Annotated in this window: 10 protein-coding genes; 8 read left to right on the top strand and 2 right to left on the bottom strand. The window is 59.2% G+C overall.

Annotated features, from left to right (window positions below):
• The first annotated feature begins 39 nt into the window (after window positions 1-39).
• The 8 genes from CFII64_RS25860 to CFII64_RS25825 all read left to right on the top strand — a co-directional run bounded on the left by CFII64_RS25860 (window position 40) and on the right by CFII64_RS25825 (window position 9475).
• Window positions 40-945: an AraC family transcriptional regulator gene (locus CFII64_RS25860; protein WP_020293822.1), complete on the top strand. Its 906-nt coding sequence runs from the start codon at window positions 40-42 to the stop codon at window positions 943-945.
• Window positions 946-1185: 240 nt separating this feature from the next.
• Window positions 1186-2496 carry a sugar ABC transporter substrate-binding protein gene (locus tag CFII64_RS25855; protein ID WP_020293821.1) on the top strand — a complete coding sequence of 437 codons (1311 nt, stop codon included), beginning with the start codon at window positions 1186-1188 and terminating at the stop codon, window positions 2494-2496.
• A 103-nt stretch (window positions 2497-2599) separates the two neighbouring features.
• Window positions 2600-3508 carry a carbohydrate ABC transporter permease gene (locus CFII64_RS25850; protein WP_229635551.1) on the top strand — a complete coding sequence of 303 codons (909 nt, stop codon included), beginning with the start codon at window positions 2600-2602 and terminating at the stop codon, window positions 3506-3508.
• 10 nt (window positions 3509-3518) lie between these two features.
• Window positions 3519-4352 carry a carbohydrate ABC transporter permease gene (locus CFII64_RS25845; RefSeq protein WP_020293819.1) on the top strand — a complete coding sequence of 278 codons (834 nt, stop codon included), beginning with the start codon at window positions 3519-3521 and terminating at the stop codon, window positions 4350-4352.
• Window positions 4353-4409: 57 nt separating this feature from the next.
• Complete coding sequence (locus CFII64_RS25840; RefSeq protein WP_020293818.1) at window positions 4410-5513, top strand: ABC transporter ATP-binding protein; 1104 nt, start codon at window positions 4410-4412, stop codon at window positions 5511-5513.
• Window positions 5514-5531: 18 nt separating this feature from the next.
• Window positions 5532-7016 carry a mannitol dehydrogenase family protein gene (locus CFII64_RS25835; RefSeq protein WP_020293817.1) on the top strand — a complete coding sequence of 495 codons (1485 nt, stop codon included), beginning with the start codon at window positions 5532-5534 and terminating at the stop codon, window positions 7014-7016.
• Between the two features lie 7 nt (window positions 7017-7023).
• A complete protein-coding gene (xylB, locus tag CFII64_RS25830) occupies window positions 7024-8505 on the top strand; it encodes a xylulokinase (RefSeq protein WP_020293816.1) in 1482 nt (493 codons plus the stop codon).
• Between the two features lie 31 nt (window positions 8506-8536).
• The gene (locus tag CFII64_RS25825) at window positions 8537-9475 is read left to right on the top strand and encodes a carbohydrate kinase (RefSeq protein WP_020293815.1); all 939 of its coding nucleotides are present in this window, start codon (window positions 8537-8539) and stop codon (window positions 9473-9475) included.
• A 128-nt stretch (window positions 9476-9603) separates the two neighbouring features.
• Here the strand turns inward: CFII64_RS25825 and CFII64_RS25820 are convergent, their stop codons facing one another.
• Window positions 9604-10167: a hypothetical protein gene (locus CFII64_RS25820; RefSeq protein WP_020293814.1), complete on the bottom strand. Its 564-nt coding sequence runs from the start codon at window positions 10165-10167 to the stop codon at window positions 9604-9606.
• 169 nt (window positions 10168-10336) lie between these two features.
• Window positions 10337-13234, bottom strand: a complete 2898-nt coding sequence (locus CFII64_RS25815; protein WP_020293813.1) for an EAL domain-containing protein — start codon at window positions 13232-13234, stop codon at window positions 10337-10339.
• Between the last annotated feature and the right edge of the window lie 60 nt (window positions 13235-13294).

Below are 13294 nucleotides of genomic sequence, written 5' to 3'. Positions count from 1 at the left end.
GCACATTAGTCACTTGGCAACTCCTTGAACGGCCGCCGCATGACAAAAACAACAAGAGTCACCGATCCTTCCTACGAACTGATGGACGATCACAACGGGTTGTCGATTATCTATCGCGAACACGGCTTCCCGTGTCCGCTGGTGCGCTGGCACTTTCATAAAGAGTATGAGCTGCACCTGATCGTCGCCAGCTCGGGCAAAGTCTTCGTCGGCGATTACATTGGCAATTTTTACCCTGAAAGCCTGTTCCTGACCGGCCCGAATCTGCCACACAACTGGATCAGCCAGATTGAGGAAGATCAAGTCATCCCCAAGCGCGACATGCTGGTAAATTTCACCGACGAGCTGTTCGAGAGCGGCAACCAGGTCTTCGCCGAACTCAAAACCCTGGCGCCCCTGTTGGAACGCGCGCAGTCGGGCATCGAATTCCGCTGCCGGCGCACCATTGCCCAGGCCATGAAGCTGATGCAGAAAATCGCCGACGCCAAGGGCATCAGTCGCCTCGGGCACTTCTTTATCCTCCTGGAATTATTGGCTGCCAGCGACGACTACCAGCTGTTGTCCGGCAGCACCTGCGCGCAAATGGCCGACGAGCACAGTATCGATCGCACCAACCGCGCCGTTGACTATATTTTTGCCCACTACGCGCGGGAACTGCCGCTGGAGGAAGTTGCCGATTACTTGGGCATGAAACCAGCGTACTTCTCGCGGGTCTTCAAGCAGGCGACCGGGCGCTGTTTCGTCGAGTTCGTCAATCGCCTGCGGATCAGCAAATCCTGCGAGCTGCTGGCCGACGGCGACAAACCGGTCACTGATGTGTGTTTCGAGTCCGGTTTCAACAATATTTCCAACTTCAACCGACGCTTTCAGCAGCTCAAAGGCATGACGCCTTCCCATTATCGCCGTCTGGCCGTTCAGCGCCTGACCGAGCAGAACCTGTACTGATTCACCCCTCCCCGATCCTCATCGTCTACGCTCAAACAGCGCTGTTGGCTGTTGCAGCGTGGTGGGGAAAGCTTTCGTCGCGATCAGCGAGTGCAAAATAGTATCAGTTGCAGTGCGGCGCAGGATTTGTCATTGCGCCTGCGTCCCGTTGTAATCAGTACACATCTTCCTTGCCTCCGGAAGAGACAAAAACAATAACCGACCTTCTGCAGCTCTCTGGGCGAAGAAGAGGAGTGATCGATGAAGACCTCAGCAAAACTGCTACTTGCAAGCACCTGCCTGACGCTCAGCGGCTTGGTCAGCGCCGGGACCGTAACCATCGCAACCGTCAACAACAGTGACATGATCCGCATGCAGCGGTTGTCCAAGACTTTCGAAGCCCAGCATCCTGACATCAAGCTCAACTGGGTCGTGCTCGAAGAGAACGTGTTGCGTCAACGCCTGACCACCGACATCGCCACCAAAGGCGGCCAGTTCGACGTGCTGACCATTGGCATGTACGAAGCCTCGCTCTGGGGCGCCAAAGGCTGGCTGCAAGAAATGAAGGACCTGCCCGCCAGTTATGCGCTGGATGACGTGTTCCCTTCCGTGCGCGATGGTCTGTCGGTCGATGGCAAGCTGTTTGCCCTGCCGTTCTACGCCGAAAGCTCCATGACTTACTACCGGACCGACCTGTTCAAGGCCGCCGGGCTGACCATGCCGGAGCGGCCGACCTGGACGCAGATTGCTGAGTTCGCTGAAAAACTGACCGACAAATCCAAAGAGCAATACGGCATCTGCCTGCGGGGCAAGGCTGGCTGGGGCGAGAACATGGCGCTGATCAGCACCGTCGCCAACTCCTTTGGCGGGCGCTGGTTCGATGAGCAGTGGAAACCGCAATTCGATCAACCCGAATGGAAAAACGCGCTGAACTTCTACGTCAACACCATGAAGAAATCCGGCCCGCCCGGCGCATCCAGCAACGGTTTCAATGAAAACCTGGCGTTATTCAACAGCGGCAAATGCGCGATCTGGGTAGACGCCAGCGTCGCCGGTTCTTTCGTCACTGACAAAACCCAAAGCAAGGTCGCCGACAACGTCGGCTTCACCTACGCGCCCCATGAAGTCACCGACAAAGGCTCAGCCTGGTTGTACTCCTGGGCTCTGGCGATCCCCACCAGCGCGAAAAACCAGGCTGACGCCAAGACCTTCAGCAGCTGGGCGACTTCCAAGGAATACGCCACGCTGGTCGCTGAGAAAGATGGCGTGTCCAACGTACCACCTGGCACCCGAGCTTCAACTTACAGCGACGCCTACATGAAAGCCGCGCCGTTCGCCAAAATCACCCTGGAATCCCTCAAGGCGGTAACACCCAAAGCACCCACGCTCAAGCCCGTGCCTTATGTTGGCATTCAATTGGTGACCATTCCTGAATTCCAGGCAATCGGCACATCAGTCGGCCAGCAATTCTCTGCTGCGCTGGTGGGTACGACCTCCGTTGACGCGGCGCTCGCCGCAGCCCAGACCTCCACGGAGCGGGACATGAAGCGAGCGGGTTATCCGAAGAAATAGTCGCCACTGACTATCGGTCGAGGGACGCTTGTCCCTCGATACCCTGCTCACTTTTGCACCCAGGTTCGGAGCCATCATGAATACCTCAGCCGCCAATCCGCGCATGGAATCGTCCAGCGAACAACCCCAGGCCAAAAAAGGCCATCTGACCAAACCCGGCTGGTTTCTGGTCAGCCCTTCAGTGTTGTTGCTGCTGGTGTGGATGATCGTCCCGCTGGGCATGACCATCTACTTTTCCCTGATTCGCTATAACCTGCTCAACCCCGGCGAGAACGAATTCGTCGGTCTGGAAAACTTCGAATACTTCGTCACCGACAGCGGTTTCCTGCCGGGCGCCACCAACACCCTGCTGCTGGTGGGCAGCGTGCTGGCGATCAGCGTGATTCTCGGCGTGCTGATCTCGGCGTTGCTGGAGGCCAGCGAGTTTTTCGGCCGGGGCATCGTGCGCGTTTTGTTGATTTCGCCGTTTTTCATCATGCCCACGGTCAGCGCGCTGATCTGGAAGAACCTGATTTTCCATCCGGTGTCCGGCATCCTTGCCTCGGTGTGGAAGTTCTTTGGCGCCCAGCCCATCGACTGGCTTGCGCATTTCCCGCTGCTGTCGATCATCATCATCGTGTCCTGGCAATGGCTGCCGTTCGCCATCCTGATTCTGATGACCGCCATGCAATCGCTGGATCAGGAACAGAAAGAAGCCGCGCGCCTGGACGGCGCCGGTCCCATCGCGATTTTCTGGCACCTGACGCTGCCGCACCTGGCCCGGCCGATTGCCGTGGTGGTGATGATCGAAACAATTTTCCTGCTGTCGGTGTTCGCGGAAATCTTCACCACCACCAATGGCGGCCCCGGTTTCGCCTCGACCAACCTGGCGTACCTGATCTACAACCAGGCGCTGCTGCAATTCGACGTGGGCATGGCCTCGGCTGGCGGCCTGATTGCCGTGGTCATTGCCAATATTGCCGCGATCATCCTGATTCGGATGATCGGCAAAAACCTCACCGACAAGTCATGAGGGCCCTGCCATGATGACGCTCAAACAATCCCGTCGCCTTCAAAGCGTGCTGCTCGGCACGTTGTGCTGGGCCATTGCGGCGCTGATTTTCTTCCCGATCTTCTGGATGGTACTGACCAGCTTCAAGACCGAGATCGACGCCTTTGCCACGCCGCCACAGTTCATTTTCATGCCGACACTGGAAAACTATCTGCACATCCAGGAACGCAGCGACTACTTCCACTTTGCCTGGAACTCGGTGCTGATTTCCTTCAGCGCCACGGCGTTGTGCATGCTGATCGCGATTCCAGCCGCGTACTCCATGGCGTTCTTTGAGACCAAGCGCACCAAGAGCACGCTGCTGTGGATGCTCTCCACCAAAATGCTGCCGCCGGTGGGCGTCTTGATGCCGATCTACTTGCTGGCCAAGACCTTCGGCCTGCTGGACTCGCGCATCGCGTTGATCGTGATCTACACCCTGATCAACCTGCCCATCGTGGTCTGGATGATTTACACCTATTTCAAGGACATTCCCGGCGAAATCCTTGAAGCGTCCAGGCTGGATGGCGCCAGCACCCGTCAGGAGATCTTCAAGGTGCTGATCCCGATCTGCAAAGGCGGGCTGGCCTCGACGGCACTGCTGTCGCTGATCCTGTGCTGGAACGAGGCGTTCTGGTCGCTGAACCTGACCTCGTCGAACGCCGCGCCTTTGACCGCCTTGATCGCCTCCTACTCCAGCCCCGAAGGGTTGTTCTGGGCCAAGCTTTCGGCGGTGTCGACCCTGGCCTGTGCGCCGATCCTGATCTTCGGCTGGATCAGCCAGAAACAACTGGTGCGCGGCCTGTCGTTCGGGGCCGTCAAATGAGCAGGTCCAACCTGAATCCCATGCACTTCAAGCATAAGAACAAGAACGGAGGCCATCATGGCTAACCTCAGTATCAGAAATTTGCAAAAAGGCTTCGACGGCCACCAAATCATTAAAGGCATCGACCTGGACGTGAACGACCGTGAGTTCGTGGTCTTCGTCGGCCCGTCTGGCTGCGGCAAATCCACCCTGCTGCGTCTTATCGCAGGTCTTGAAGACGTGACTTCCGGGACCATCGAACTGGATGGCCGTGATATCACCCAAGTGACGCCAGCCAAACGCGACCTGGCCATGGTGTTCCAGACCTACGCCTTGTATCCGCACATGACCGTGGGTAAAAACCTGTCGTTCGCCCTGGACCTGGCCGGTGGCGACAAGGCCGAAATCAAACGCAAAGTCGATGAAGCAGCGCGCATTCTCGAACTCGGCCCGCTGCTGGAGCGCAAACCCAAGCAGCTCTCTGGCGGCCAGCGGCAACGTGTCGCCATTGGCCGCGCCATCGTGCGCAATCCGAAAATCTTTCTGTTTGACGAACCGCTGTCCAACCTTGACGCGGCCTTGCGCGTGCAGACCCGCCTGGAATTGTCGCGCCTGCATAAAGAGCTGCAAGCAACGATGATCTACGTGACCCACGATCAAGTGGAGGCCATGACCCTGGCCGACAAGGTTGTCGTGCTCAACGGCGGCAAGGTCGAGCAGGTCGGCTCGCCACTGGAGCTGTACCACCACCCGGCCAATCTGTTTGTCGCCGGTTTTCTCGGCACGCCGAAAATGGGCTTTCTCAAGGGCAAGGTCAGCCGTGTCGAGGCCGCTGGCTGCGAAGTCGAACTGGACGCCGGCACGCGCATCAGCCTGCCGTTCACCAATGCGCACATGAGCGTGGGCAATCCGGTCACTCTGGGCATCCGCCCCGAGCATTTGAATCTCGCCAGAGAAGGCGATTGCCAGTTGCAGGTTATCGCCGACGTCAGCGAACGGCTGGGCAGCGATACCTATTGCCATGTGCGTACTCACGCCGGCGAGATGCTGACCATGCGGATTCGCGGCGACCTGGCCAGCCAGTACGGCGAGACGCTCAATCTGCATCTGGATAGCGCGCACTGTCATTTGTTCGACGCCCAAGGCCTGGTGATTGCCAAAGCCTTGCAGGTTGCCGCCTAAGTCTTAGAGATCGCTACCATGAAACTGAACAAACAAAATCTGTCTCAGTTGGGAGAAAACATCGCTCTCCCGGCCTATTCTCCCGCCGCGACGCGACAGGGCATCGCCCATATCGGTGTCGGCGGTTTCCATCGCGCGCATCAGGCGTTTTATACCGATGCCTTGATGAACACCGGCGAAGGGCACGACTGGAGCATCTGCGGCATCGGCCTGCGTCCGGAAGATCGCGCCGTGCATGACGCGCTGGCCGGTCAGGATTTTCTCTACACGCTCTACGAACTGGGCGACACGCCGGACACCGAAACCCGCGTGATCGGCGCCATCAGCGGCATGCTGCTGGCCGAAGACGGCATTCAGGCCCTGATCGACAAACTGGCCAGCCCGCAGATTCGCATCGTCTCGCTGACCATCACCGAAGGCGGCTATTGCATCGACGACAGCAATGGCGAGTTCATGGCCCATTTGCCGCAGATTCAGTACGACCTCGGCAACCCGGACCAACCGAAAACCGTATTCGGTCTGCTCTGCGCGGCCTTGAGCAAGCGCCGCGCCAGCGCTACGCCCGCCTTCACCGTGATGTCCTGCGATAACCTGCCCCACAACGGCGCGGTCGCACGCAAGGCGCTGCTGGCATTTGCCGCGCTGCGCGATGCGGATCTGCACGACTGGATCGCCGAACAGGTAAGTTTCCCCAACGCGATGGTCGACCGCATTACACCCATGACCAGCTCGGCGCATCGTTTGCAACTGGCGGATGACAAAGGCATCGATGACGCCTGGCCCGTGGTCTGCGAACCCTTCGTGCAATGGGTGCTGGAAGATAAATTCGTGGACGGGCGTCCGGCCTGGGAAAAGGTCGGCGTGCAGTTCACCGATGACGTTACGCCTTACGAAGAGATGAAGATCAAATTGCTCAACGGCAGCCATCTGGCGTTGACCTATCTGGGTGCCCTCAAAGGCTATCGCTTCGTTCACGAAACCATGAACGACCCGTTGTTCGTGCGGTACATCCGCACTTATATGGATCTGGACGTCACGCCGCAGCTGGCATCGGTGCCCGGAATCGATCTGGAAGGCTACAAAGACACGCTGATCGAACGCTTTTCCAATCAGGCGATTGCCGACCAGCTGGAGCGGGTTTGCTCCGACGGCTCGTCGAAATTTCCCAAGTTCACTGTGCCGACCATCAATCGGCTGATTCTCGATCAAGGCAATCTTGAGCGGGCGTCGCTGGTGGTCGCGGCCTGGGCCGTGTATCTGCAACGCAGCGCGGGTGAAAATGGCGTGGCTTATACCGTTGTCGATCCGCGCGCCGCATTCTGCAAGGCGCTGGTGGCCGATGACGTGTTGATCACTCAGCGCTTGCTGGAAGTCGAAGAAATTTTCGGCATTGCCATCCCGCAATCTGCCGAATTCGTTGCCGCTTTTGAACACAATCTCAACAGCCTGAAGGAACTGGGGGTCAGCAAGACCCTGGAAAACCTGTTGGCCAAAACTGTCTGAGGCGCCCATGTTTCTCGGAATCGATTGCGGCACCCAAGGCACCAAGACCATTGTCCTCGACGCCGTCAGCGGCAAGGTATTGGGCCAGGGCTCTGCTGCCCACAGCATGATCAGTGGCGCCAACGGGCGCCGCGAACAGGACGTGCAGCAGTGGCTTGCAGCGTTTGAGCAAGCGACCCGGGAAGCACTGATCCAGGCTGGCATTTCCGGCTCCGAGATTCAGGGGATCGGCGTTTCCGGCCAGCAACATGGTCTGGTGCTGCTCGACAGCCAGGGCCAGGTGTTGCGCCCGGCCAAACTCTGGTGCGACACCGAAACCGCACCGGAAAACGACAGATTGCTGGAATATCTGGGCGGCGAAAGTGGCTCGCTGGCACGTCTGGGGGTCGCCATTGCGCCGGGTTATACGGTGTCCAAACTCTTATGGACCCTGGAGCAACACCCCGACGTATTTGCGCAGATAGCCAAGATTCTGTTGCCTCATGACTATCTCAACTACTGGCTGACCGGCCGTTGCTGCAGCGAATACGGCGACGCTTCGGGAACCGGCTATTTCAATGTACGCACCCGGGAATGGGATCTGCCGCTGCTGGAGCACATCGATCCCAGCGGCCGCTTGCGCCGGGCCTTACCCGAGTTGCTGGAGGCGCAGCAACCGGTGGGGCAGATTTTGCCGCACATCGCCCAGTTACTGGAGCTGAACCCCGCGGCGCTGGTTTCCAGCGGCGGCGGCGATAACATGATGGGCGCCATCGGCACCGGCAACATTCAACCGGGGGCCATCACCATGAGTCTCGGCTCGTCCGGCACCGTTTACGCCTTCGCCGATCAGCCGCAGGTCAGCGAACAACCGTCAGTCGCGACGTTCTGTTCATCATCCGGCGGCTGGTTGCCATTGATTTGCACCATGAACCTGACCAACGCCAGCAGCGCCATTCGCGAATTGCTGGGGCTGGATATCGCCGCCTTCAACGAGGCGGTCAACCAGGCACCGATAGGCGCCGAAGGCGTGCTGATGCTGCCATTCCTCAACGGCGAGCGCGTGCCCGCCCTGCCCCACGCCACCGGCAGCCTCCTGGGTCTGGACAGCAGCAATCTGACGCGGGCCAATCTCAGTCGTGCGGTGGTCGAAGGCACCACATTCGGCTTGCGCTACGGCCTGGACCTGCTGCGCGCCAGCGGCATACGCAGCGACAACATTCGGCTGATCGGCGGCGGCGCGAAAAGCGCGGTGTGGCGGCAGATCGTCGCGGACATCATGAACACGCCGGTAATCTGCACCGAACACAGCGAGGCTGCGGCCCTCGGGGCTGCGATTCAGGCCGCCTGGTGTTTTTCCGGGGCCACTGACGCCGAGCAAACCCTGGAGCAATTGTGTATGCGTTGCGTCAGCCTGGATTCGGCCAGTGAAACCCGGCCGCGCGAGCAAAACGTCGCGGCTTATCAACGCGTCTATGAGCACTATCGCAGTCAGTTGCAGGTCGGTTGACAGCACTGACGCACTATTTCAGGGAGCACCTATGTATCTGGTTTGTGGCGAAGCGCTGTTCGATTTTTTCAGCCAGCCAGGCAGCGCTGGCAAGAGCAACACATTGGGCTTTCAGGCGATTGCCGGAGGTTCGCCATTCAACGTCGCAGTCGGCTTGCGCAGACTGGGTGTGGACTGCGCTTTCTTTGCCGGGCTGTCCACGGACTATCTCGGCCGACGACTGCGCAAGGTGTTGGAGGAAGAAGGCGTACGGGCGGACCATCTGGTGGATTTCGACGCGCCCACGACGCTGGCGATGGTTGCCGTAGGTGCCGATGGCTCGCCCCACTACAGCTTTCGCGGCGAAGGCTGCGCGGACCGACAATTGCGACTGGGCGATCTGCCGCAACTGAGCGACGAAGTACGCGGCATTCACGTGGGTTCGTTTTCCCTGGTGGTGCAGCCGATAGCCGACACTTTGCTGGCCTTGGTGGCACGCGAAAGTAACCAGCGTTTGATTACGCTGGACCCTAACGTGCGCCTCAACCCGGCCCCGGACATCACTCGCTGGCGCGAGCAGATCAATGCTTTTGCAGAGCATGCGCACATTATCAAGGTCAGCGACGAGGACCTGACGCTGCTTTATCCGGAGCGAAGTCCTGAAGAAATAGCGCAGAGCTGGCTCGGCAAGCGCTGCCAGCTGGTCGTCCTGACACGCGGTACTCAGGGCGCAAGCATCTTCACCCGCCAGTACGGCAGTTGGTCGATTCCAGCGCAGACAGTGATTACTGCCGACACCGTTGGCGCGGGCGATACTTTTCAGGCAGCGCTGATCACCTTCCTCACCGAGCGGCAACTCGACAGCCCGGCCAGCTTGCCTTCGCTGACTCGGGAAACCCTGGATGAAATGCTCAGATTCGCAGTGAAAGCCGCAGCGCTGACCTGCACCAGGGTCGGCCCGGATTTGCCATATCGAGCGCAGTTGGGGTGATATAGCGCGGCGAACACGCGAACCGGCCGTAGGAGCGACTTTAGTCGCGAAGGCGTCAATTGCCCTCCCGGCTAAAGCCGGTCCTACAGCAAGCCTCGATCCAACGAGACTGCGTTTGGAGGAAGGCTTTAAACCAACGCCAACCTGGCCGCCAGGATCTTGCCGTTGATATCGGCAGTTGCTGTTTGTTGCTGTTCTTTCAAAGCCGCTTGAAGCTTGTTATCAACGGACAGTTTCTGCTCCGGCGACATCGCTTCGTACTCTTCCTTGCTCACCCCTGTCAGCTTCTCGCGCATCTGCTCGGCAGGCGACAGGTTCATGAAATCCATGAATTGCTGTTGCGCCGAGGAAGTCGAAGTCGAAGACGTCGCTGCGGCCACATCGGCCTCGCTGGTCACGGCCGAATCCCTGGCCGCAATACTGGTATCAACAGCCAGGGGCGAAAATGCGGCTTGCGCATCCGTCGCCTGGGTCGAGGCCTTCAGGTTCACCAACAACTTGGCGAACGCTTCGTCAAAGGTTGAATCCTTGCTGCTGTCGCGGGTGTTCTCGCTGACTGCGTCCACCGCTGGAACCGGACTGGCCGGGGCGACCGGAACGGCGAACGCGTCGGTAGACGCCTCCTCCTGGGTCTTGCGCCCTACCACTTGTGATACCAAGTGATGGAGCGCGCTGATGCTGGCTGTATTCATCGCTCACCTCCTGCTGCAAAGTGCAGTACGCATAACTCAGCAAAACCAGTGCCACTTCACGAAGTTCGCTACAAGCCTTTGATTACGGGTATTGAAAGCTGCGCATACGATTTTTCAGGCGGTGAGAGCGGCAAAGGGCAACCACAAGTGGCAGCCCACTGCCGCACGCTCATTGCGGGAAATCATCACCCAGAACCAACCGCTCCTGCGGCAACGGTACGGAGAAGTGATAGCCCTGTGCTTGGCCTGCGCCTATTTCACGTAGCAGGTCGAGAGTCGCTTCGTCCTCCACGCCTTCGGCGACAACGGTCAGATCCAGCGACTGCGCCATGCGCACGATGGCCCGCACGATTGCGCGGCTGCGCGCGCTGGTGGTGAGTTCAAGAATGAACGATTTGTCGATCTTCAAGCCGCTGAAGTGATATTGATGCACATAGCTGAGCGACGAGAACCCCGCACCGAAATCGTCCAGTACGACTGACATGCCATGGTCCGCCAACTGTTTCATGGATTGCCGGGCAAGTTCCGGCTCGGCCACCAGCGCGCCTTCCGTCAATTCCAGGCAAATCCTCGACGGGGCAACCTCGTAGCGTTGCAACATGTCCAGCAGCTCCCCGGCGAACTCGGGGCGGGTGATGCTATAGCTGGAGCAGTTGACGTGGACAGTTGGCCAATGACTATTAGCCGGTTGCGCCAGGATCGCGATAACGCTCTGCAACATGTATTGATCCAGCCGCCCGATCAGCCGCAAGCCTTCCAGCGCCGGCAGGAAGTGACCGGGCGCAATCACTCGCCCGTCAGGCTGGCGCCAGCGAATCAGTGCTTCGAGGGCCAGTATTTTGCCGGTTTCGATCCCGATGATCGGCTGGAAGTATGGAATCAGCTCGTCAGTGCGTTTGAGTGCATTGCGCAGCGCGCCTTCCTGCTCGACCTGATCTGAGACTTCCCGGCGCAGCTCCTGATTGAACACCGCGTAGCTGTCACGCCCGCCATTTTTGACCCGGTACATGGCCATGTCGGCATCGCGCAGCAAGTCCGTGGGTTCATGGTGGAATTGACTGTCGGCGCCGACGATGCCGATGCTGCACGATGAAAACACCGCATGCGCATCTACACGAAACGGCAGATCGAAGGCCTGGAGAATTCGCTGGGCAATACCCACGGCCATATCCAGCGTCGCGCTGACCGCCAGCACGGCAAACTCGTCGCCGCCCAACCGCGCCAGCAAATCGCTTTCACGCATACAGCTGCGCAAGCGGTCCGCTGCCTGAGTCAGGAGCAGGTCACCGAAATGATGACCGAGGCTGTCATTGACCAGCTTGAAGCGATCCAGGTCGATGAACATCACCACCATCGGCTGGCCATGATCGCGAAACTCCTGCCAGGCGGCATGCAAGCGCTGCTGCAGATGGCTGCGATTGGGCAGGCCGGTCAGGGAATCGTGAGAATTCTCGTGCTGCAACCGGGCGTTGACCTGATCAAGTTCGCGGGTACGGTCGCGAACCCTGGCCTCCAGACGCAGATTGTCAGTGTGCACGGCCTCGGCGGCACTGCGTCGGGACAGCGCGGTGTCGATATGGCGAGAAACAAAGGTCAGCAGTTCCTGATCGCGCAATGAATAGCTCACCAGCGGCGAATAACTCTGTACGGCCAGCAGGCCGCGTACATCATCACCTTCGAACAGCGGTATTCCCAACCAGGAAGATGATCGATTGTCCTCGTTGCCTATTTCAATCTCGCCAAGCGCTTCAAGGCGCAGCGCATCGTCGCTGTCGATCAGGCAGGCACGTCGTTGACGGATCACATATTCGGTAAAGCCACGCTGGCCACTGCGCGGCGAAGGTCGCGTGGTCAAGCGCTCGTCAACGTAGTAGGGAAAGGTCACTTCGCCGGTCGCGGTGTCATACAGCGCAATATAGAAGTTCAGCGCCACCAGCAACTCGCCAACGATCAGATGCAGACTGTGAAACAACTCGGCCATGTCTCCCGGCTGGCTCGACAGCTCGGCAATCTGAAACAACGCGCTCTGCAAATGCTCGGCGCGCTCACGATCGAGGACTTCCTGACGCAGCGCGGCGTTGAGCGCGGACAGCTCCTGGGTGCGCAACAGCACGGTTCGCTCGAGGTCGGCGCGGTGCAGAATACGGTCCAGCGCCATGGCCACATGACGCGCAACGGCCTGGAACAACACGCGATCTTCTGCGCTGTAGACCCGCGACACGTCGTAAACCTGCATGGCCAGCATGCCGAAAACGTCGTCCGAAGCATTTCTGAGGGGCGCGCCCATCCAGAACTCGGGCCGATGCCCCAGGCAAAAAAACGTTTGCTCCTGGCTGGCGCGTTCAATATCCGCCGCATCGACGAACAGCGGCTGGCCAGTGGTCAAGACATAGCCAGTCATTGATATCTGGGACGGGTCGAGGAATTCGTGCGCTTCAGGTTCAAGGGCATCGACATCGGTGATATCGACGTAATAGGGATAGGTGATTTTGCCGGTGCCCGCATCGTAAAGGGCCAGGTAAAAGTTTTCAGCGTCGATCAGCGTGGCGAGTTCTTTGTGTACGCCCTCCAGAAACGCGCCACGATGCCGGGTGGTGCTGGCCAGATAAGTGATCTCGTACAACACCCGCTGAGTAATCTGCGCGCGCGCCAACGCCTGGGTCTGCAACTGGTAGCCAACTTGCAAAGCCAGAGTAGCCAGCTCCGGGTTCGCGCACTGATCCTGCGGTGCCAGCAACCAACCCAACGCCTCCTCGCCTCTGCCGGCAGGCCAGCGATGCAGGCGCTGACTTCGACACAGCGCGTCGAGCTGGCTGGCCTGAAGACTGGCAGGCCAGTCGGGCGCGGGCAGTGCCGATCCCTGGCCCAACAAATACATGGATTCGCCAGCACCGTAGACCGCCCAAGGGACATCCGCCACCTGGCTTTTTGCAGCCAGGAGCAGCGTCTCGATAGTGGCCTGACTTGCTGTAAGGGTTAACGCTTCCATGCTCGCAATCAATTCCGCTGCTGCACCTTCGCCATGGTCGGGACGTCTCTGGTCATGGGCCAAGTGAAGTACATTCATGAAAGCTCCAAAACCAGAAACCGCGAGAGCTTATATTCGCGGCGGGTGTTGGGCGGCGCA

This window comes from Pseudomonas sp. CFII64 (assembly GCF_000416235.1).
Taxonomy (GTDB): domain Bacteria; phylum Pseudomonadota; class Gammaproteobacteria; order Pseudomonadales; family Pseudomonadaceae; genus Aquipseudomonas.
Note: the sequence above shows the minus strand (reverse complement) of the source record. Positions and strands in the feature narration are given on the sequence as shown.

Excerpts from the sequence above, each read along its gene's own strand:
- CFII64_RS25860 (WP_020293822.1), top strand. The coding sequence starts at position 40 with ATGACAAAAACAACAAGAGTCACCGATCCTTCCTACGAACTGATGGAC.
- CFII64_RS25855 (WP_020293821.1), top strand. The coding sequence starts at position 1,186 with ATGAAGACCTCAGCAAAACTGCTACTTGCAAGCACCTGCCTGACGCTC.
- CFII64_RS25850 (WP_229635551.1), top strand. The coding sequence starts at position 2,600 with ATGGAATCGTCCAGCGAACAACCCCAGGCCAAAAAAGGCCATCTGACC.
- CFII64_RS25845 (WP_020293819.1), top strand. The coding sequence starts at position 3,519 with ATGATGACGCTCAAACAATCCCGTCGCCTTCAAAGCGTGCTGCTCGGC.
- CFII64_RS25840 (WP_020293818.1), top strand. The coding sequence starts at position 4,410 with ATGGCTAACCTCAGTATCAGAAATTTGCAAAAAGGCTTCGACGGCCAC.
- CFII64_RS25835 (WP_020293817.1), top strand. The coding sequence starts at position 5,532 with ATGAAACTGAACAAACAAAATCTGTCTCAGTTGGGAGAAAACATCGCT.
- xylB (WP_020293816.1), top strand. The coding sequence starts at position 7,024 with ATGTTTCTCGGAATCGATTGCGGCACCCAAGGCACCAAGACCATTGTC.
- CFII64_RS25825 (WP_020293815.1), top strand. The coding sequence starts at position 8,537 with ATGTATCTGGTTTGTGGCGAAGCGCTGTTCGATTTTTTCAGCCAGCCA.
- CFII64_RS25820 (WP_020293814.1), bottom strand. The coding sequence starts at position 10,167 with ATGAATACAGCCAGCATCAGCGCGCTCCATCACTTGGTATCACAAGTG.
- CFII64_RS25815 (WP_020293813.1), bottom strand. The coding sequence starts at position 13,234 with ATGAATGTACTTCACTTGGCCCATGACCAGAGACGTCCCGACCATGGC.